Annotated in this window: 14 protein-coding genes, 1 tRNA gene and 2 pseudogenes; 5 read left to right on the top strand and 12 right to left on the bottom strand. The window is 63.3% G+C overall.

Annotation, left to right across the window (positions count from 1 at the left end; genetic code table 11):
* Nucleotides 1–32 precede the first annotated feature (32 nt).
* Nucleotides 33–107, top strand: a tRNA-Arg gene (locus AADJ04_RS01315).
* A 232-nt stretch (nucleotides 108–339) separates the two neighbouring features.
* Here AADJ04_RS01315 and AADJ04_RS01310 read toward each other — a convergent pair.
* The 6 genes from AADJ04_RS01310 to AADJ04_RS01285 form a co-directional block, all read right to left on the bottom strand.
* Nucleotides 340–1,962, bottom strand: coding sequence for a restriction endonuclease subunit S (locus AADJ04_RS01310; protein WP_341238490.1), 1,623 nt, complete (start codon nucleotides 1,960–1,962; stop codon nucleotides 340–342).
* Between the two features lie 11 nt (nucleotides 1,963–1,973).
* Nucleotides 1,974–3,455, bottom strand: coding sequence for a class I SAM-dependent DNA methyltransferase (locus AADJ04_RS01305; protein ID WP_207375150.1), 1,482 nt, complete (start codon nucleotides 3,453–3,455; stop codon nucleotides 1,974–1,976).
* A gap of 72 nt (nucleotides 3,456–3,527) precedes the next feature.
* Nucleotides 3,528–4,085, bottom strand: coding sequence for a hypothetical protein (locus AADJ04_RS01300; RefSeq protein WP_207375149.1), 558 nt, complete (start codon nucleotides 4,083–4,085; stop codon nucleotides 3,528–3,530).
* A gap of 60 nt (nucleotides 4,086–4,145) precedes the next feature.
* Complete coding sequence (locus tag AADJ04_RS01295; RefSeq protein WP_341238489.1) at nucleotides 4,146–6,590, bottom strand: DEAD/DEAH box helicase family protein; 2,445 nt, start codon at nucleotides 6,588–6,590, stop codon at nucleotides 4,146–4,148.
* Between the two features lie 304 nt (nucleotides 6,591–6,894).
* Nucleotides 6,895–7,776 (bottom strand): EamA family transporter, encoded by an 882-nt coding sequence (locus AADJ04_RS01290; protein WP_066694615.1) that lies wholly within the window; start codon nucleotides 7,774–7,776, stop codon nucleotides 6,895–6,897.
* A gap of 174 nt (nucleotides 7,777–7,950) precedes the next feature.
* A complete protein-coding gene (locus tag AADJ04_RS01285) occupies nucleotides 7,951–9,054 on the bottom strand; it encodes an aldose epimerase family protein (protein WP_207375146.1) in 1,104 nt (367 codons plus the stop codon).
* 485 nt (nucleotides 9,055–9,539) lie between these two features.
* Between AADJ04_RS01285 and AADJ04_RS01280 the strand changes: the two genes are divergently transcribed.
* The 4 genes and pseudogenes from AADJ04_RS01280 (at nucleotide 9,540) to mpl (ending at nucleotide 12,694) form a co-directional block, all read left to right on the top strand.
* The gene (locus AADJ04_RS01280) at nucleotides 9,540–10,268 is read left to right on the top strand and encodes a FadR/GntR family transcriptional regulator (protein WP_207375145.1); all 729 of its coding nucleotides are present in this window, start codon (nucleotides 9,540–9,542) and stop codon (nucleotides 10,266–10,268) included.
* Between the two features lie 174 nt (nucleotides 10,269–10,442).
* Nucleotides 10,443–10,556, top strand: a pseudogene (locus AADJ04_RS01275) (5-dehydro-4-deoxyglucarate dehydratase); the annotation flags it as partial.
* 39 nt (nucleotides 10,557–10,595) lie between these two features.
* Nucleotides 10,596–11,114 (top strand): annotated as a pseudogene (locus tag AADJ04_RS01270) (aldehyde dehydrogenase family protein); the annotation flags it as partial.
* A 149-nt stretch (nucleotides 11,115–11,263) separates the two neighbouring features.
* Entirely contained in the window at nucleotides 11,264–12,694 is a 1,431-nt protein-coding gene (gene mpl, locus AADJ04_RS01265; RefSeq protein WP_341238488.1) for a UDP-N-acetylmuramate:L-alanyl-gamma-D-glutamyl-meso-diaminopimelate ligase, read from the top strand.
* 111 nt (nucleotides 12,695–12,805) lie between these two features.
* Here mpl and AADJ04_RS01260 read toward each other — a convergent pair whose 3' ends face one another.
* The 6 genes from AADJ04_RS01260 to rodA form a co-directional block, all read right to left on the bottom strand.
* Nucleotides 12,806–13,117, bottom strand: coding sequence for a hypothetical protein (locus AADJ04_RS01260; RefSeq protein ID WP_341238487.1), 312 nt, complete (start codon nucleotides 13,115–13,117; stop codon nucleotides 12,806–12,808).
* 155 nt (nucleotides 13,118–13,272) lie between these two features.
* Nucleotides 13,273–14,394: a 3-deoxy-7-phosphoheptulonate synthase gene (locus AADJ04_RS01255; RefSeq protein ID WP_198845866.1), complete on the bottom strand. Its 1,122-nt coding sequence runs from the start codon at nucleotides 14,392–14,394 to the stop codon at nucleotides 13,273–13,275.
* A 334-nt stretch (nucleotides 14,395–14,728) separates the two neighbouring features.
* Nucleotides 14,729–15,259 (bottom strand): hypothetical protein, encoded by a 531-nt coding sequence (locus tag AADJ04_RS01250; protein ID WP_044401661.1) that lies wholly within the window; start codon nucleotides 15,257–15,259, stop codon nucleotides 14,729–14,731.
* A gap of 122 nt (nucleotides 15,260–15,381) precedes the next feature.
* Nucleotides 15,382–16,866: a metalloprotease TldD gene (tldD, locus tag AADJ04_RS01245; RefSeq protein ID WP_341238486.1), complete on the bottom strand. Its 1,485-nt coding sequence runs from the start codon at nucleotides 16,864–16,866 to the stop codon at nucleotides 15,382–15,384.
* A gap of 60 nt (nucleotides 16,867–16,926) precedes the next feature.
* Nucleotides 16,927–17,274: a YegP family protein gene (locus tag AADJ04_RS01240; protein WP_044401667.1), complete on the bottom strand. Its 348-nt coding sequence runs from the start codon at nucleotides 17,272–17,274 to the stop codon at nucleotides 16,927–16,929.
* Nucleotides 17,275–17,404: 130 nt separating this feature from the next.
* Nucleotides 17,405–18,577, bottom strand: coding sequence for a rod shape-determining protein RodA (gene rodA, locus AADJ04_RS01235; RefSeq protein WP_198845870.1), 1,173 nt, complete (start codon nucleotides 18,575–18,577; stop codon nucleotides 17,405–17,407).
* Nucleotides 18,578–18,585 lie beyond the last annotated feature (8 nt).

Raw genomic sequence — 18,585 nt, 5'->3', positions numbered from 1 at the left:
CCCCGCCCGCAGCCTCTACAATCCCGCCCTGTCTCCTCGTAGTTCAATGGATAGAACGAGCGCCTCCTAAGCGCTAGATACAGGTTCGATTCCTGTCGAGGGGACCAAGAATTTGGGTCCAATCGCCTGATTGGCGACATAGCGCAGACCCCATTCGCCCTGAGCCCGTCGAAGGGCTGTTTGCAAACAGTGCCCAGGCTTGGACAAACTCAGCCCGAACGGGTGGAGTGGTATCTGAGGCAAGCAGCCAATCAGGCAAATCGGCCTCCAGCGCTTATCCAGCAAGCGCCAGCAGCTATCAAAACAGAAGCATTTTGACAGCCAACCCGCCGCCCCGCATCACCCTACAGACTCCACCAGCGCCTCGGCCAGACGGGCCTGCACTGCCTCGCGCTCGGCCAGGCGCTGGCGCAGGTCGGCGCACAGGCGGCGCAGGGCGGTGACGCGGGTGACGATGCGGGATTGTTCGGCTGGAGGCGGCATAGGCGTCAGAGCGGCCCGTATCAGTCCAATGTTCAACGTAGGCTGTGCCAACGTTCGGGTGTCACCAGCAAAGCTCTCTTGCATGAACTTGGTCTCCAGCAGAAAGAGCACAAATTCATGAAGTCCTGCATCAGCGGGAACAATTCGGCAAATAGCACGCGCAATGTTTGCACCCGCCCATGTCTTGGGTGCAACGCCAAGCTTGCCGATGCTACCGACCACGCCCATCAATATCTCTCCACCCTCAAGTCGAGTCCGCGGAAACTGTGCGTCAACCTCTTGCGTTATCGTTTTTTCCGGTCTTGCAGGCGGATTAACAATTGACAGGTCTGCAATACGGACAAATGGCACCCCTGTCGATACGTCTGGGCCTGGAACGAGCACCCCGTAGGCGATTGGCTTCTGTGGGTGAATCAACTCATCAAATCTCACCCACTCCCACCCCACCGGCAACTCAAACGGCTTTTCATCGTCGGTGATGGGCGGCAGGGGTTTGTCGCGTTTGATCTGGCCGGTGGCGATGAGGCGGTCTTTTTCGGCGCGGATTTTTTGCAGCAGGGCGCTGGCGGGCTCGTCGGTGGGGTCTTGGGGCACGAGCAGGCCGCGCACGGCCAGTTGCAGCAGGGTTTGCTCCAGCGCGTCGATGGCTGCGGGGCGATCCAGCAACAGGTCGAAGTGCTGGGCCACGCGCTGCCAGTTGTCAGCCAGTTCTCCGGGTGAGGTGCTGGCGGTGAGCGTGCCCAGCAGGGTGCTGACCAGTTGGGCATGTTGCGCGGCCTCCAGTTGGCCCTTGGCCTCCAGCGCATCGCACAGGCGCATGAGAGCTTCGACGCGGGTGACGATGCGGGATTGTTCGGCGAGGGGTGGCAATCCGACGATTTCGGCATACACATCATTGCGATTGATGCCAGGAATCGCTGTTGCCTTGTCATGCTTTGCGAGTCCCAGCGACCTTAATAGGTGGAACGCGAAATGCAGTTCGATTCCACTAGGGGGCGTAACGAAATAGCTTGTGTCGATTGACCAAAACGGCACCAGTGAAATGTTGATAGCACCGACGGAGCCCTTACGCCCAACAATCAGAGATGGCTCGCTGACCAATGCAGATGAATGAAATCCAACAATTCCGTTGGAGCCGTAGACAGGTATTGAGCCGGGTAGTCTTTCCTTTTCTGGTAAAGCAGAACCGTATTCCAGCGACAGCACACTTCCGAGCCGCACCCACTCCCACCCTAGTGGCAATTCAAACGGCTTTTCCTCTTCGGCAATCGCCGCCAGCGGCTTGTCCCGCTTGGATTTCCCCTCGACGATCAACCGATCCTTCTCCGCCCGAATCTTCTGCAGCAACACGCCGGCCGGTTCATCGGCCGGGTCTTGCGGCACCAGCTTGCCTTGCACGGCCAGGGTGAGGATGAGTTCGCGCAGCTTGGCGACGCCACCGGGGGCGGTGGCGATTAGCTCCATATTTGATAGCAGCATGCGCTTATTCCTCAAGCGCTAGCGGCTGTTTTTGCCATTAAAGACTGCTCCAGGATGCCCTTGAGCTCGTCGCGCAGGGCTTGGGCTTCGGCCTGCAGGCGGGCGTAGTCGGCCAGCAGCTCGCCGGGGTCGTGGCTGGTTTGTTCGCCGACGTGGGGGTTCTTCTGGTCGAGGTTCCAGTTAGCGGCGCGGATGGTGTCGATGCTGACCTTCCAGGCGCGTTCGTTTTCCACACGGGCGGCAAAGCCGTCGGCCTCGGTGCCCCACCAGGCTTTCTCGGCATCGAATTCTTCGATGCGGATGGGCTTGGTCTTGTTGTAGTTCTTCACGCCCGGCGGGTACGGGTGTTCGTAATACCAGACATGCTGCGTGGGCTGGCCTTTGGTGAAGAACAGCAGGTTGGTCTTGATGCCGGTGTAGGGCGCAAACACGCCATTGGGCAGGCGCACGATGGTGTGCAGGTTGCACTCGGTGAGCAGCTGCTCTTTGATGCGGCTTTTGACGCCTTCGCCAAACAGGGTGCCGTCGGGCAGCACCAGGGCGGCGCGGCCGTTGTTTTTGAGGATGTGCTTGATGAGCACCAGAAACAGGTCGGCCGTTTCTTTGGTGCGCACGTCGGCGGGGTAGCCTTGTTCGATGCCGGGTTCCTCCACGCCACCAAAGGGCGGGTTGGTGAGCACCACGTCCACGCGGTCGGCCTGGGTGTAATCGCGCAGGGGGCGCGCCAGGGTGTTGTCGTGGCGGATGTGGCTGGGCACCTCGATGCCGTGCAGCATGAGATTGGTGACGCACAGCATGTGCGGCATCTGCTTTTTCTCGACGCCGCGAATGCTGGTTTGCAGCAGGGTTTCTTGCTCGGCGTTTTTGACCTGCTTGCGCAGGTGCTCGATGGCGCAGACGAGGAAGCCGCCGGTGCCGGTGGCCGGGTCCAGCACCACTTCGCCCAGTTGCGGGTTGACCATGTCCACCATGAACTGGGTGACGGCGCGGGGGGTGTAGAACTCGCCCGCGTTGCCGGCGCTTTGCAGGTCTTTCAGGATTTTTTCGTAGAGGTCGTTGAACTGGTGGCGCTCGGCCTGGCGGTTGAAGTCGATGGCGTTCAGCTTGTTGACCACCTGGCGCAGCAGGTGGCCGCTTTTCATGTAGTTGTAGGCGTCTTCAAACACGCCGCGCACCACATAGCCGCGCGGGTTGCGCACGGGGTCGGCGCTGAGGCTTTTGAGGGTGGCGAAGAGCTGGTTGTCCACAAAGTCGAGCAGCGCGTCGCCGGTGATGCCCTCGGGGTCGGCCGCCCAATTGCGCCAGCGCATGGCCTCGGGGATGGGGCTTTGGTAGTGGTCGCGCGTCAGCTCCAGCTCTTCTTCCAGCGCGTCAAACACCTTCAAAAACAGCAGCCAGGTGAGCTGGCTGATGCGCTGGGCGTCGCCATCGACGCCGCTGTCCTGGCGCATGATGTCCTGTATGGATTTGATGACGGGGGTGAGGTTGGACATGGGGTGCAAAATTTAAGTCAAAACAGGCTCTAGCGCTTATGGCATAAGCGCTAGTAGCTATCATTTTATGAGCTACTTCGCCACTGTTTCGGGCGGTATCCGGGGCAGCAGGCGGTCGCGATAAAGCGCCCCCTGGGCGCGGCAGGCGGCGAGTTGCTCTTTGAAGCTGCTCCGGTAGTTTGGCCCCAGCCAGGCGCCAAAGCCCACCAGCCCGTCGCAGATGACCTGCCCTTGAAACACCAGCAGACCGCAGGAGATGACGGCACCGCTGCTGCCAAGCATTTCTTTGAGGGGCGTGGTCAGCGTCTTGATGGCATACGCCGCATTCGTCTCATGGGGCTCCAGAAAGTGGCTGTGTGTGGCGGTGTCGTTGACATAGATCCATTTGTCAACGCGCAGCGTGTGCACGGCTTGCAGCACGTCGTCGGCACAGAAGCGGCCCTGGTCCTGCAGGTGTGCCAGCGCTGGCTGCAAAAGCGCAGGGTTGGCATACAGGGCATCGCGTGCCGCGGTCAGTTGCGCCACCAGGTTCGCCTTGCGCTTGGTGGTGGGGATGGTTTCGAGCAGGCTTTGGTAGTTGGCAATGAAGTGCCGTGCCGCTGCAGGGTCGATGCATTTTTTGTTCGTCATAGGGGATTCCAACGCGGCTCTTGAGAGGCTGGTGTTTGTCTGAATTTCGGCGGGCAGCAGTCAGCGAGGAGCGTACAGCTCGCGCTCCAGGGTTTGCAGCGCGCTCAGGTACTGCGGGCGGCCGCCAAAGCTGCGCACCAGTTCCACCGGGCTGCCCAGGTCGGTGAAGGGCTGGAGCTTGAAGACTTCGTTGCTCTCGATGGTGGCGATGCCTTCGTCGGCGTATTTGTCGAGCAGTGCCTCCAGCACCTTGCGGGCCACGGGGCCGTATTGGGTGAAGACATTGCGCTTTTGCACGCGGCGAGCGCGCTCGCTGCGGGTGAGCGGGGGCTGGTCGTAGGCTACATGCAGCAGTAAATCGAACGGGTCGAGGTCTTTGCCAACCTCGTCGGCCAGGGCGTCGAGCAGCACGCCCTGCCCTTCGAGCTCTTGCAGCAGGGCGGCTTTGCGGTCGGCCTGTTGCCAGGCTTGCAGGAACTGGTCGAGCGAGTCGTATTGCTTGCGCAGGTTGATGCGGGTGTAGTCGCGCAGGCTTTCGGTGATGAGCTTGCCCTGCGCGTTGAGATACTGCACACGCTCGCGGGCGACGGCCACGGTGACGTTGTTGCCGAGGATGTATTTCTTGGGGCCGTCCGCCTCGCCGCCGCCTTTGAAAGGCCCCAAGGGTTCTGGCGCGCCGCCGGTGTGGCCTGCATCGCCCGGATTGCCGCCGGGCACGGCAGGTTCGGGCGGTGCCACGGGCTCGCCGCCGCCGGGCTCGTAGATTTGCACAGGTTCACCGTCAAAGTCTTTGTCGGCAAACAGTTCGGTGGCGCGCTTGAAGTCGAGGATGGTGAACCAGGTTTTGCCGTGGTGCTCATTGATGCGCGTGCCACGGCCGATGATTTGCTTGAACAGCGTCATGGACTTGATGCCCTGGTCCAGCACGATGAGCTTGCAGGTTTGGGCATCGACGCCGGTGCTCATGAGCTTGGAGGTGGTGGCGATGACCGGGTAGGTTTTCTCGGGGTCGATGAAGTTGTCGAGCTCCAGCTTGCCGTCGGTGTTGTCGCCGGTGATCTGCACCACATATTTGGGCTCTTTGGCGCACAGGTCGGCGTTGGCGTTGCTCAGGGCCTGGCGCATGCGGGCGGCGTGGTCGATGTCTTCGCAAAAGACGATGGTCTTGGCGTAGCGGTCGGTGGCCTTGAGGTATTCGGTGATCTTGGCGGCCACGGCCACGTCGCGCTGCTCCAGCACGAGCTTGCGGTTCATGTCGGCGCCGGTGTAGATGCGGTCTTCGATGGCGTGGCCGTTTTTGTCGGTCATACCGGCGGTGGGGCGCCAGCCAAAGGTGTCTTTGTCCAGATCGACGCGGATGACTTTGTACGGCGCCAGGTAGCCGTCTTCGATGCCTTGCTTGAGGCTGTAGGTGTAGACGGGCTCGCCAAAGTAGTCGGTGTTGGAGACGTCTTTGGTTTCTTTGGGCGTGGCTGTCAGGCCGATCTGCGTGGCGCTGGCAAAGTAGGAGAGGATGTCGCGCCAGGCGGAGTCTTCGGCGGCGCTGCCCCGGTGGCATTCGTCCACCACGATGAGGTCGAAGAAGTCGGGGCTGAACTGCTTGTAGATGTTGCGCTCTTCGTCGGTGCCGGTGACGGCCTGGTAGAGCGAAAGGTAAATCTCGTAGCTTTTGTCTACCAGCTTGGTCGTTTTGTGGACGGCCAGCTGAACGTCTTCGACCGACACCGTGCCGTGCGCATCCACCCGCTCCACGCCCTTGGCGTTGGGGCTGAGCTTGGCCATGGCGCCCTTGAAGGGGCGAAAGTCGTTGACCATGGTCTGGTCGATGAGGATGTTGCGGTCGGCCAGGAACAGGATGCGCTTTTTGGCGCCGCTCTTCCACAGGCGCCAGATGATCTGGAACGCGGTGTAGGTCTTGCCGGTGCCAGTGGCCATGACCAGCAGCACGCGGTTTTGCCCGGCGGCGATGGCTTCGACCGCGCGGTTGACGGCGTTGAGCTGGTAGTAGCGCGGGGTTTTGTGGGGGGCGTAGTCAAAACCGGCGACGCGGCTTTCTTCGTCAGACCAGCCCTTCCAGGTGCAATAGCGGCGCCACAGCTCCTCTGGCGACGGGAACTCTTCGAGGGTGAGGTTTTGCTCCAGCACGCCGGTGGCCAGGGTGGCGTCGCGGAACACGAAGCCATCGCCGTTGCTGGAGAAGCTGAAGGGCACATCGAGCAGTTGGGCGTAGTTCAGCGCCTGGCCCATGCCTGCACCCACGGCGTGTTGGTTGTCTTTGGCTTCGACCACCGCCAGGGGAATGTTGGCCTTGTAGAACAGGGCGTAGTCGGCGCGCAGCACCGTGCTCTTGTCGCGGTAGGCTTTGTTGCCACGCACCACCACGCGTCCAGCCCGCAGGGGGTATTCACGAAAGATCTGGTCCAGGCCGTTCCATCCAGCCTTCTCCATCGCGGGGCGGATGAACTTGTCGCAGATGTCGCTTTCGGAAAGTTGGGTCTTGTCCATTCGGTGGTGCGCACCGCCCCTGAAAGAGCACGGCCCGTAGTGAATTGTTACCTGATGGTACTGCCTCCCCTTTCCGGTTTTCAGGATCTCCACCCGTCGTGCTGCGGCACACCGTCTCCAATCAGCCACATGGGTGCAGCGCAAGCAATGTGGGCACTTTCACCATGGAAACCCGAGAAATCCACAGACATGAGGCTTGCAGGCCGGTTTTGATTGCTGCCGAGCCAACACAAGCAAAATCAGCCGCTAGCGCTTGATAGACAAGCGCCAGAAGCTACGAAATATGTAGCAAACACCCATCCCATCAAGCAGGCTGCGCTTGCACTGCGGGCAGCCTGCGCGCCGTTGCGGCGCTGCCCATGGATGCGGCCACGATGCAACCAATGGCGAGCCACTGCACGGTGTCCAGCCGCTCGCCCAGCAACGCCAGGGCCAGCAGGGCCGCCACGGCGGGCTCCATGCTGATCATGATGCCGAAGGCCTCTTTGGGCAGGCGCTTCAGGGCCATCATCTCCAGCGAGATGGGCAGCGCGCTGGAGATGGCCGCCACAGCCACCCCCACCAGCAGCACCGAGGGCGACAGCAGCGCAGCGCCTGCGTGGGCCACGCCCACCGGCACCACCACCAGCGCCGCCACCAGCAGGCCCAGCGACACCGACTGCCCGGCATGCAGGTGCCCGGCCCGTTTGCCAAACACGATGTACAGCGCCCAGAACACGGCCGCCCCCACGGCATACAGCACGCCCAACGGGTCCAGCGTGCTACCACTCAGCCCCAACGGCAGCAACAGGGCCAGGCCCACGATGGCGAGAGCCACCCACACAAAATCCACGGCGCGGCGCGATGACCAGATGGCCACGGCCAGCGGCCCCGCAAACTCGATGGCCACCGCCAGGCCAAAAGGCAGGGTCTGGAGTGAGAGGTAGAACATGAGATTCATGGCGCCCAGCGCTGCGCCATACAGCGCCACTGCTTGGGCATCGGCCCGCGACAGACGCCAGCGCCAGGGGCGCCACAACATCAGCATCAACAGCGCCGACAACCCCACCCGCACGGCGGTGGTGCCCTGCGCGCCCACCACCGGAAACAGGGCCTGCTTAGCCCACGAGGTGCCCACGCCCAGGGCGGTGACGGAGCCGAGGACAGCGAGAAAGGGAATAAACCGTTGAAAAGGGGATGCGCTCATTGGCAAAAATGTAGTGCGTTTGGCTGTCGCTGAAGCGGGCTGACCGCGCCAACATCGAGAAGGGGGTGCAGCGTTACGCGGCCTGGGCAAGCACTACAAGGCTTATTGGCCTGTGGCGCTTTACCAGCAAGCGGCAGAAGCTATTTATTTAATAGCAAAATGTCTTGGCACCGCTCAAGGGCCCATGAACCGGTACACGATGCTGCCGCGCACCACGTCGCCGGGCAGCCACCAGCGCACCGGGAATGCCAGGTGGTTGGGCGCGTCGGGGTACTCCATGGGCTCCAGGCAGATGCCGTCGCCGGGCTGCCACAGCCAGGTGCCCTGCCCTGGCCCACGGCCCAGGTCGCGAGCCGGGTCGCCTTTGAGGCCGTGGCCTGCGTACACCTGCACGCCAGGGGCGGTGCTCCAGACCTGCATGGCGCGGCCCGAGGCGGGGTCGGCCAGTTGGGCGGCCAGGCGCAGACCGGGGGTGGCGGCGGGGGCTACAGAGACTGGAGAGGCATCGTCCAGCACCAGGTAGTGGTCCAGCCCACCGGCCCGTGCCAGCTGCTCATGCGGCATGGCCGTGGCATCGGCCACACTGCGCGGCTTGCGAAAGTCGAACGGCGTGCCCTGCACCGAATCAACGGTGCCCGTGGGGCACACATCGGGGGCCAACGGCACGTAGCGGCTGGCGGGCACCTGCAGCGTGTGGCCCAGGGTGCTGCCTGCGCCCGCCAGGTTGAAGAAGGCGTGGCCCGTGGGGTTGAACACAGTGGCGGCGTCGGCCACCTCAGCCATCCACTCCATGTGCAGCGCGTTGTCAGGGGTGACCTGCAGGTGCAGCGTCAGGCGCACGGTGCCGGGCACGCCATCGTCTTCGGTGCGGAAGGTGTGGGTGAGCACCATGGCATCGGGCTTCACTTCGGTGACGCCGAACACCTGAAAGCGGCTGCCCTGCGGCCCACCGTGGTGGTGGTGCGGGCCACTGTTGGTGGGCAACTGCAGCGTGCAGCCGCCGGGCAGATGCAACTTGCCACCCCGCAGCCGCCCCGCCCAGCGGCCAATGAAGGCGCCCATGGAGAGTTGTCCATCGACGTAGCCCTGCAGGCTGTCGTAGCCCAAGGCCACGTCCACCAGGCCGCCCTGCCCGTCTGGCACGGCCACTTGCACCAGACGCGCGCCATAGTTGCTCACCGCCACCTGCAGGCCACCCGCACCGCGCAGGGTGAACAGGTCGGTGCGCTGGCCATGCAGTTGTTGTTGAAACGCTTCGCGTGAAAGTGTGTAAGCCATGTGCCCGAGTTTAGAGCGACCAACAAAACGCAGCGCAGCGGCCCTGGCTAGGCGTTTCGCCGCAGGCAGTACAAACAGTACGACAAGGCGAAACAACGACGCCAGGGGCGTTTTGTTCGCCGCTCTTATTTGGCTGGCGTGGCAGAGGGGGCGGACGCGCGTTACCAGCCAGATGCCCACGCACACCAGCACCAGGGCGAGCAGGTTCTTCCACTCCGGCAGAGCCTGGCGCAGGTCGGCAATGTGCGACAGCCGCACGGTGGTTCAATACGCTTTCAGGCGGGCGCGCAGCTCGCGCTCCAAACCACCGGCAGCGCCAGTGAGCAAGATTCGGTTGAATCGGATCGGCGTCGGGTGAGCAGTCATGGCAATTCGACAGGTTCTTGGTACAGTGGCACTGCGGGACAGTTGAATGTCATCAGTTGTCACACCATCGAAATGCCACTACGCAGCACTACGAATCGACATAGGGATAACACCGGGAAATGAACACAGAAACCACTCTCCGCCGCAAACCCCGCACGTTGGCCCTGGAGCTGGTGGATTCCTTGGGTAACCGCATTCGCGATGGGCGCCTGGCCGTGGGCGACAAGCTGCCCACCGAGGCGGCCATCATGGCCGAGTTCGACGTCAGCCGCACCGTGGTGCGCGAAGCGATTTCCAAGCTGCAGGCCTCGGGGCTGGTCGAAACCCGCCACGGCATTGGCACGTTTGTGCTGGGCATGGGACAAAACCCCGGCTTCAAGATCACCCCCGAGCAATTCAGCACCCTGCGCGGCGTGATTGCCGTGCTGGAGCTGCGCATTGGCGTGGAGACTGAAGCCGCAGCCCTGGCCGCGCAACGCCGCACCGACGCCAACTTGGCCACCATGCGCCAGGCGCTGAACGCGGTGGCTCAAGCCGTGGACGAAGGCCGCGACGCAATGGCGGCCGACTTCCAGTTCCACCTGGAGATTGCACGCGCTACCCAGAACAGTCATTTCACCGAGCTGATGAGCACACTGGGCAGCATGATCATTCCGCGCGCACGCCTGCAAGGCAGCGACGACCAGAGCGATGAGCGCCGACAGTACCTGCGCCGCGTCAATGGCGAGCACGAGAACATTTTTGACGCTATCGTGGGGCAAGACCCCGACGCCGCCCGCGCAGCCATGCGCACCCACCTGGCCAACAGCCGTGAGCGCCGCCGCCGCGCCCAGACGGAAGCCAGCTGACCCTACCCAGCCACCTCCGCCCAACCAAGGGCGGAGGTGGCATTCGTATTGAACCGTACGCTTTTTTTATTTTGTACGATGACATACAACATGAATTTCTCGTGTTCCTGGTGCCCGGCCTTGACGGGCTGGAAGCAGGACTCTTGCACATTTCTCACCCAACGGAGCCTGAACATGTCCCCACAAGACCTCAAAAGCGTATTGCAAGCCGGCTTGCTGACCGTTCCTCTGACCGACTTCGACAGCGAGCTGCGCTTTGCGCCCAAGCCTTATGCCGATCGCCTGGAGTAGCTGTAGTTCTACGGCGCATCGACACTGTTTGCCGCAGGTGACACGGGTGCCCGCAAGGCCGGCACCGACATCGGCCCTGTGGTGGACGACCGCCAGCTGGCGCAAGACCTGGAGTACATCGCCATCGGCCAAAAAGAAGGCGCCAAGCTGCACGGCGGCGAGGCACTGGCCACCAACGCAGACGGCGCCCCCGGCTTCTACCTGCGCCCCGCCCTGTTCACCGAAACCACGCCCGAGATGCGCATCAACCGCGAAGAAATCTTTGGCCCCGTGGTCAGCATCCAGCGTGTGAAGAGCTACGACGAAGCCCTGGCCCTGGCCAACGACACGCCGTTTGGCCTGGCCAGCGGCATTGCCACCACCAGCCTCAAGCACGCCACGCACTTCAAGCGCCACGCCCAGGCGGGCATGGTGATGGTGAACCTGCCCACCGCCGGGGTGGACTACCACGTGCCGTTCGGTGGCCGCAAGGGCAGCAGCTATGGCTCGCGCGAGCAAGGCCGCTACGCCGCCGAGTTCTACACCACGGTGAAGACCGCTTACATCCAGGCCTGATAGCACGCAGGGGGGTACAACGCCCCCTGCAGATTTCCGCCCCCCTGCAATCTCTTCAGAGGGACATCGGCACCGCAGGGGTGCGGGCTCTTGGCCTGAGCGCCGACCCGGCTCCATGGCACAGCAGGCCCTCATTAGAATCCCCGGCCATGCACATACACATACTCGGAATTTGCGGAACCTTCATGGGCGGCCTGGCAGCCCTGGCCCGCGAGGCAGGGCACAAGGTCACGGGCTGCGATGCCGGTGTGTACCCGCCCATGAGCGACCAGCTGCGCGCCCTGGGCATTGAGCTGATCGAAGGCTTCGGCGCCGACCAGCTCGCGCTGCAACCGGATATGTTTGTGGTGGGCAACGTGGTCAGCCGTGCGCGGCTGGCCGATGGCAGCCCGAAGTTTCCGCTGATGGAAGCCATTCTGGATACAGGCCTGCCCTACACCAGCGGCCCCCAATGGCTGGCCGAGCATGTGCTGCAAGGCCGCCATGTGCTGGCGGTGGCGGGCACGCACGGCAAGACGACCACCACGTCGATGCTGACCTGGATTCTGGAGAGCGCCGGGTTGCAGCCAGGCTTTTTGATCGGCGGCGTGCCGCTGAACTTTGGCATCTCGGCCCGGCTCGGTGCAAATCAACGCCCCGCGCCCGGCCCCGGCACGCAAGCACAGCGCCCACTGTTTGTGATTGAGGCCGATGAATACGACACCGCCTTCTTCGACAAGCGCAGCAAGTTTGTGCACTACCGCCCCCGCACGGCGGTGCTCAACAACCTGGAGTTTGACCACGCCGACATCTTTGACGACCTGGCGGCGATTGAGCGCCAGTTCCACCACCTCGTGCGCACCGTGCCGCCCTCGGGCCGCGTGGTTGCCAATGGGCTGGAAGAAAGCCTGACCCGCGTGCTGAATACCGGCTGCTGGAGCCAGGTGAGCAGCTTTGGCGCAGCGGTGAGCGACTTCAGCGCCGAGGGTGATCCACAAGCCTTTGATGTGCTGCACCAGGGCCGCAAGGTGGCGCGGGTGGAATGGGCGCTGACAGGCATGCACAACCAGCTCAATGCCCTGGCCGCCATGGCCGCTGCGCACGACGTGGGCGTGGAACCCGCTGTGGCGGCTGCCGCGCTGGGCCAGTTTCAGAACGTGAAGCGCCGTATGGAGCTGCGTGGCACGGTGCGCGGCATTGCCGTGTATGACGACTTTGCCCACCACCCCACAGCTTTGCGCACCACGCTCGACGGCCTGCGCCGCAGCCTGGGAGCCAAGGCACGCATCCTGGCTGTGTTTGAGCCCCGCAGCAACACGATGAAACTGGGCGCCATGAAAAGCCAGCTGCCCTGGGCGCTGGAACCCGCCGACCTGGTGTTTTGCCACACCGCCGGCCTGGACTGGGACGCCGCTGACGCCCTGGCCCCGCTGGGCGTCGGCCCAGGCCAACGCGCCCAAACGGCCCCCGACATTGCCACGCTGGTGGACCAGATCACCCAGGCCGCCCAGCCCGGCGACCACGTGGTGTGCATGAGCAATGGCGGCTTCGGCGGTATCCACACCCGCCTGCTTGAAACACTGGCCAACCAACCGCTATAAAAACAATAGCTGCTGGCGCTTTACGGATAAGCGCTAGCAGCTATTTTGATCTCAAAACCCGCAGGCACTGCACAGGGGCATATGCCCTGCCCGGCACGCTCGGGGCTGCGTTCAGTACGTGACGGCCATGGCGGGCACATCGACCCGGATCACCTTCCTGGCCAAGGCGGCACTGGCAGCGCGGGCAAATGCCTGGCCCCAGTCAGGCTGTGCAAGCAGGTGGGCACCGGCGGCCTGCGCGACGGTCAGCACCTTGTCGGCCAGCAGCACTTTGCCGCTGGCGCGCAGGGGTTCGCAGTCGAGGGAGGTGAACTGGTCGTCCAGCCAGCGGCGCCCCGCCTCGTGCGCCATGGGTTCCGCGCTGGTCAGGTCGAAACGAAACTCCTGGTCGTCGGCCAAGCGGACCGAAACTTCACTCTGCATGGGTTACCTCGTTGGAATGTTGGGGGCGGTGAGAGGGCGGTGGCCCGTGCCACCCACCCCGCACGCGCCACGCTCTTGCAGACTGAGCTTACACGGTTCAAAAAGGCGATGGCCTGGGTTTTTTCCCTGTCGGCACATCGCCCCCGCCAACCATCTCAGCGCGAGCGGCGTGCCTGCACTGCGGCCGACAGCTCTGCCAGGGCTACCAGGGAATCGTCCCAACCCAGGCAGGCATCGGTGATGCTCTTGCCATATTCCAGCGCGCTGGCGTCATCCTTGCCAGGGGTGAACTTCTGCGCACCCGCGTTGATGTGGCTTTCAATCATCACGCCGAACACGCTGTGCGAGCCACCAGCAATCTGGCTGGCAATGTCGCGCGCCACGTCCAGCTGCTTTTCGTGTTGCTTGCTGCTGTTGGCATGGCTGCAATCCACCATCAGCGTGGCGGGCAGCTTGGCGGCTTCCAGGTCCTTGCAGGCAGCGGCCACGCTGGCGGCGTCATAGTTGGGGGCCTTGCCGCCGCGCAGAATCACGTGGCAATCTTTGTTGCCGCTGGTGTTCACGATGGCCACTTGCCCGTTCTTGTGCACCGACAGGAAGTGGTGGCCGCGGCTGGCCGACTGGATGGCGTCGGTGGCGATGCGGATGTTGCCGTCCGTGCCGTTCTTGAAGCCGATGGGGGCGGACAGGCCCGAGGCCAGCTCGCGGTGCACTTGGCTTTCAGTAGTGCGCGCCCCAATGGCGCCCCAGGCGATCAGGTCGCCGATGTACTGGGGCGAGATCACGTCCAGGAACTCGCTGCCCGCGGGCATGCCCAGGCGGTTGATGTCGATCAGCAACTGCCGCGCAATGCGCAGGCCTTCGTCGATGCGGTAGGTTTCGTCGAGGTAGGGGTCGTTGATCAGGCCCTTCCAGCCCACGGTGGTGCGGGGCTTTTCGAAGTACACGCGCATCACGATCTCCAGCGTGTCCTTGTACTGCTCGCGCACCACTTTCAGGCGGCGGGCGTAGTCGAGCGCAGCCGCAGGGTCGTGAATGGAGCAGGGGCCGATGATGACCAGCAGGCGGTCGTCATCACCCGCCATGATGTTGTGGATGTTCTTGCGGGTCTGGCTGATGAGCCCTTCCACCGGCGTGTTGCTGATGGGGAAAAAGCGGATCAGATGCTCTGGAGGAGGCAGCACGGTAATGTCCTTGATACGTTCGTCGTCGGTCTGGCTGGTTTTCTCGACGCTGCGGTACCAGGCATCGCTGGCGGGGGTGGCTTGCAAGCTCATGTTGTCGTCCTCGTAAGGTGGAAAAAGTGAAAAAAGGGGGCTGAAAAACAAAAAACCGCCGGGCTTTGCAGCTGCGGCGGTTGGTATGGGGAGGGTGCTTCAGTTACTTGCGCGTTTTCCTCTCATCCGCCTAGGACCGAGATAAAAAACCAAAAATAAAACGCGCTGCGAACTTGCATGGCTTTCAATGTAGCACAGCCCCCGGGTGGTCTTGCAAGCAGCTTGCGCAAACTTGGGCCGAAAAAACCACACCTGAACCGCCGAGGGCGAAGGCCATGCTCCGGGCGTGGATACGCGTCAGCCTTCACCCAGGGGGCGCGCATGCAGCAATGCCTCAGCGCCCTAACCAGCGCAAGGCGCGCTGCCACCAAGACCGGCTGCGGGAGGGCACTGGAGGCTCCGCCCCTCCCTCGCCACGGCTGCCCTGCTCATACATGTCGATGAGCAGCAAGGCCTCGCCCAGCGTGCGCCAGGCCAGCAACTCAAATTTGTCAAAGTGCTCGGTTTCGCTGGAGTGGCGAAGCTCCAAGGCCTCTTTCCAGGTGGAAACCGACTGGCCCAGCTCCCAAAGCGCCCGCTGGTACACCCCAAACTCGTACAGGGTGTGCCACCCGGAACCCAGCCCTGTCAGCAGCCGCTGGTGCTCTCGCACGCCCTGAAACAGGGCCGTTGCGGTGCGGTGGATGAGTTGGGTGTCTGTGCTGGTGCGCCGAATGCGCACGGCCTCTTCGATCGCGTTGGACAAAGCACCCAAGCTGTCGCGCAGCTGGCGCGAATCTTCGTCGGCAACGCCTTCGCGCAAAAAGCGGCTGATGTCTCCAAACGACTGGAAACTTTGCGACAGAAAAGTGCGCGAAGCCGGCATAGGCCGATTGTGCTGCGCGCCGCAAAAATTGTTACAGCGCAAAACCCCTGAATGGCCAGGGTGCAGCCAATGCGCAACAGCTGCACTGGCAGCCCCGCCCTCGCACCCCGGTCGTCAGGTGGTCAGGCCGTGCCGCCCACGGTAAGGCCTTCGATGCGCAAGGTGGGCTGGCCCACGCCCACAGGCACGCTTTGGCCTTCCTTGCCGCAAGTGCCCACGCCGCTGTCCAGGCGCATGTCGTTGCCGATCATGGTCACCTTCTTGAGCGATTCAGGGCCGCTGCCCACGATGGTGGCGCCCTTGACGGGGTACTGGATCTTGCCGTCTTCCACCCAGTAGGCTACGCTGGCAGAAAACACGAACTTGCCCGAGGTGATGTCCACCTGGCCACCACCAAAGTTGCTGGCGTACAGCCCCTTCTTGATGCTGGCGATGATTTCCTGCGGATCCTTGTCGCCACCCAGCATGTAGGTGTTGGTCATGCGCGGCATGGGGATGTGGGCGTAGCTTTCGCGGCGGCCATTGCCCGTGGGGGCCACGCCCATCAGACGGGCGTTGAGCGAATCCTGGATGTAGCCCTTCAAGATGCCGTCTTCGATCAGCACATTGCGCTGGCTGGGGTTGCCCTCGTCGTCCACATTCAGCGATCCACGGCGGTCGGCAATGGTGCCGTCGTCCAGCACCGTCACGCCCTTGGCGGCCACACGCTGGCCGATGCGGCCGCTGAAAGCGCTGGAGCCCTTGCGGTTGAAGTCCCCTTCCAGGCCATGGCCCACGGCTTCGTGCAGGAGGATGCCGGGCCAGCCCGCACCCAGAACCACCGTCATTTCACCAGCCGGAGCGGGGCGGGATTCCAGGTTGGTCAAGGCAGCGTTCACCGCCTCGTCCACATACTTGCTCAGCTGTGCGTCATCGAAATACGCCAGACCAAAGCGGCCACCGCCGCCGGCCGAGCCCACTTCGCGGCGGCCGTGTTGCTCGGCAATCACGGTGATCGACAGGCGCACCAGCGGGCGCACATCTGCGGCCAGCGTGCCATCAGCACGGGCCACCAGCACTACGTCGTACTCACTGGCCAAGCCTGCCATTACCTGTGCCACGCGGGGGTCCTTGGCGCGGGCGCGCTGCTCCAGGCGCTCCAGCAAGGCCACCTTGGCGGTGCTGTCCAGCGAAGCAATGGGGTCTACACCCTGGTAAAGGCTGCGGCTGGTGGCAATCTTCTTGGCGGGCACGCGCACACGGCCAGTCTGCGCCACAGAAGAAATGGCACGCACGGTGCGCGCGGCGTCCAGCAGCGAAGCCAGCGAAATGTCGTCCGAATACGCGAAGGCGGTCTTTTCGCCGCTCACGGCGCGCACGCCCACGCCCTGGTCAATGCTGAAAGAGCCGGTCTTCACAATGCCCTCTTCCAGGCTCCAGCCCTCGCTGCGCGTGTACTGGAAGTACAGATCGGCATCGTCCACCTGGTGGGCACGAATTTCCGCCAGCGCACGGGCCAGGTGGCTCTCGTCCAGCCCAAAAGGCGTCAACAGCAGTTCACGGGCGACATCAATGCGTTGGGTGGTGGATGCGCGCTGCGGCGCTGCGGTAGAGGAGCGAAAGGTCATCGCCGCATTTTAGGCGGGCAACCCCACCCGCACCGCCGCAGGGGAAAACTGCGCTATGCGCTATGCGCTCTGCGAAGCCGAGAGGTCCACCAGCACCGCCACCGGGGCATGGTGCTGCACGGCCTCGATGCCGGCATCGCGGGCTTTGGCGCCGGAGTACATCTGGCTTTGGCCGATGACCTGGCCGTTGCCCGCCTTCAAGGTGAAGTAGGGTGCGCCGTTGCGGGCACTCAGGCGCCCGAAGCGGGCATCATCAGGCGCGTGCTTTTTGACGGATTCGATGCCCTGCAAGGCACTGGCGCGCGAGTCGTAGGTCTCGCTGGTCAAGATCACCTGCCCGTTTGAGGCCAGCAGGTTGAAAACAAACTTGTCGTTGGACGTTTTCTTGAGCTCGAACTTTGCCGCCATGGGGAGCACCTCCAGGGGTTAGTGAAAACACGCCCCCGGGTTGTAACCTCAGGACAGCCCCCGAGGCAAGGGTATTGACCCCGCCCCTGCATCACCTGAGGGCATCGCCCGGCAAAACCGGCGCATCGCGCTACAGCGGCGCACGGGCTTTGGCGGGCTCCTGGCGCTGCGCGCGCGCCACCGACATGAGAATGCCCAGCGCCAGCCCCAGGGTGACCATGGCCGTGCCCCCGTAGCTGACAAAGGGCAGCGGCACGCCCACCACCGGCAGAATGCCGCTGACCATGCCCATGTTCACAAACGCATAGGTGAAGAAAATCATCGACACAGCGCCCGCCATCAGGCGACCGAACAAGGTGCCGGCCCCCATGGCAATGGCCAGCCCGCGCCAGATCAGCAGCAAAAAGCACACGATCAGAAACAGGTTGCCAGCCAGCCCGAATTCTTCGGAATAGGCCGCAAAGATGAAGTCGGTGGTGCGCTCGGGAATAAACTCCAGGTGGGTCTGCGTGCCCGCCATGAAGCCCTTGCCCGTGAGCCCGCCAGAGCCAATCGCGATCATGCCCTGAATAATGTGAAAGCCTTTGCCCAGCGGGTCGCGCGTGGGGTCCAGCAAGGTGCAGATACGCTGCTGCTGGTAGTCGTGCAGCACCGGCCAGCGCACGCCGTCCGCGCACAGCTGGGGTTCAAACCACACGATGAGGGCAATGCCGATGCCCCCCAGCACCACGGGCGGCAGCACCAGCTTCCACGACAGGCCCGCGAAAAAGATCACCGACAGCCCCGCCGCCAGCACCAGCAGCGAGGTCCCCAGGTCGGGCTGCTTCATGATGAGCCCCACCGGAACGGCCAGCAGGGCCCCGGCAGCGACAAAGTCCAGCGGGCGCAACTGCCCCTCGCGCTTTTGAAACCACCAGGCCAGCATCAGGGGCATGGCAATTTTCAGAATCTCGCTGGGCTGGATGACGATGCCCAGGTTCACCCAGCGCTGCGCGCCCTTCTTGGTGATGCCAAACAGCGCCACCGCCAGCAGCAGCGCCACCCCCGCGGCGTACAAGGGCACGGCAAATGCCATGATCCTCTGGGGCGGCACCTGCGCCACCACAAACAAGATGGTTCCGGCAATGAGCATGTTGCGGCCGTGGTCCACAAAGCGGGTACCGTGGTCGTAACCGGCCGAGTACATGGCCACCAGGCCTGCCCCTGCCAGCAACAGCACGACAAACAGCAAGGGCAGGTCAAACCCCCGAAACAGGGGCAATATGCGTTGCAGGAGAGAGGTTTTTTCAAAAACGGCGGCCATCCCCCAAT

The sequence above is a fragment of the uncultured Acidovorax sp. genome (assembly GCF_964021665.1).
GTDB classification, from domain to species: Bacteria; Pseudomonadota; Gammaproteobacteria; order Burkholderiales; family Burkholderiaceae_C; genus Acidovorax; species Acidovorax temperans.
Note: the sequence above shows the minus strand (reverse complement) of the source record. Positions and strands in the feature narration are given on the sequence as shown.

Bases quoted from the DNA above. Each gene is read 5' to 3' on its own strand.
- AADJ04_RS01280 (WP_207375145.1), top strand. From the start codon at position 9,540: ATGAACACAGAAACCACTCTCCGCCGCAAACCCCGCACGTTGGCCCTG.
- AADJ04_RS01260 (WP_341238487.1), bottom strand. From the start codon at position 13,117: ATGCAGAGTGAAGTTTCGGTCCGCTTGGCCGACGACCAGGAGTTTCGT.
- AADJ04_RS01295 (WP_341238489.1), bottom strand. From the start codon at position 6,590: ATGGACAAGACCCAACTTTCCGAAAGCGACATCTGCGACAAGTTCATC.
- AADJ04_RS01285 (WP_207375146.1), bottom strand. From the start codon at position 9,054: ATGGCTTACACACTTTCACGCGAAGCGTTTCAACAACAACTGCATGGC.
- AADJ04_RS01255 (WP_198845866.1), bottom strand. From the start codon at position 14,394: ATGAGCTTGCAAGCCACCCCCGCCAGCGATGCCTGGTACCGCAGCGTC.
- AADJ04_RS01290 (WP_066694615.1), bottom strand. From the start codon at position 7,776: ATGAGCGCATCCCCTTTTCAACGGTTTATTCCCTTTCTCGCTGTCCTC.
- AADJ04_RS01300 (WP_207375149.1), bottom strand. From the start codon at position 4,085: ATGACGAACAAAAAATGCATCGACCCTGCAGCGGCACGGCACTTCATT.
- tldD (WP_341238486.1), bottom strand. From the start codon at position 16,866: ATGACCTTTCGCTCCTCTACCGCAGCGCCGCAGCGCGCATCCACCACC.
- rodA (WP_198845870.1), bottom strand. From the start codon at position 18,577: ATGGCCGCCGTTTTTGAAAAAACCTCTCTCCTGCAACGCATATTGCCC.
- AADJ04_RS01250 (WP_044401661.1), bottom strand. From the start codon at position 15,259: ATGCCGGCTTCGCGCACTTTTCTGTCGCAAAGTTTCCAGTCGTTTGGA.
- AADJ04_RS01240 (WP_044401667.1), bottom strand. From the start codon at position 17,274: ATGGCGGCAAAGTTCGAGCTCAAGAAAACGTCCAACGACAAGTTTGTT.
- mpl (WP_341238488.1), top strand. From the start codon at position 11,264: ATGCACATACACATACTCGGAATTTGCGGAACCTTCATGGGCGGCCTG.
- AADJ04_RS01305 (WP_207375150.1), bottom strand. From the start codon at position 3,455: ATGTCCAACCTCACCCCCGTCATCAAATCCATACAGGACATCATGCGC.
- AADJ04_RS01310 (WP_341238490.1), bottom strand. From the start codon at position 1,962: ATGCTGCTATCAAATATGGAGCTAATCGCCACCGCCCCCGGTGGCGTC.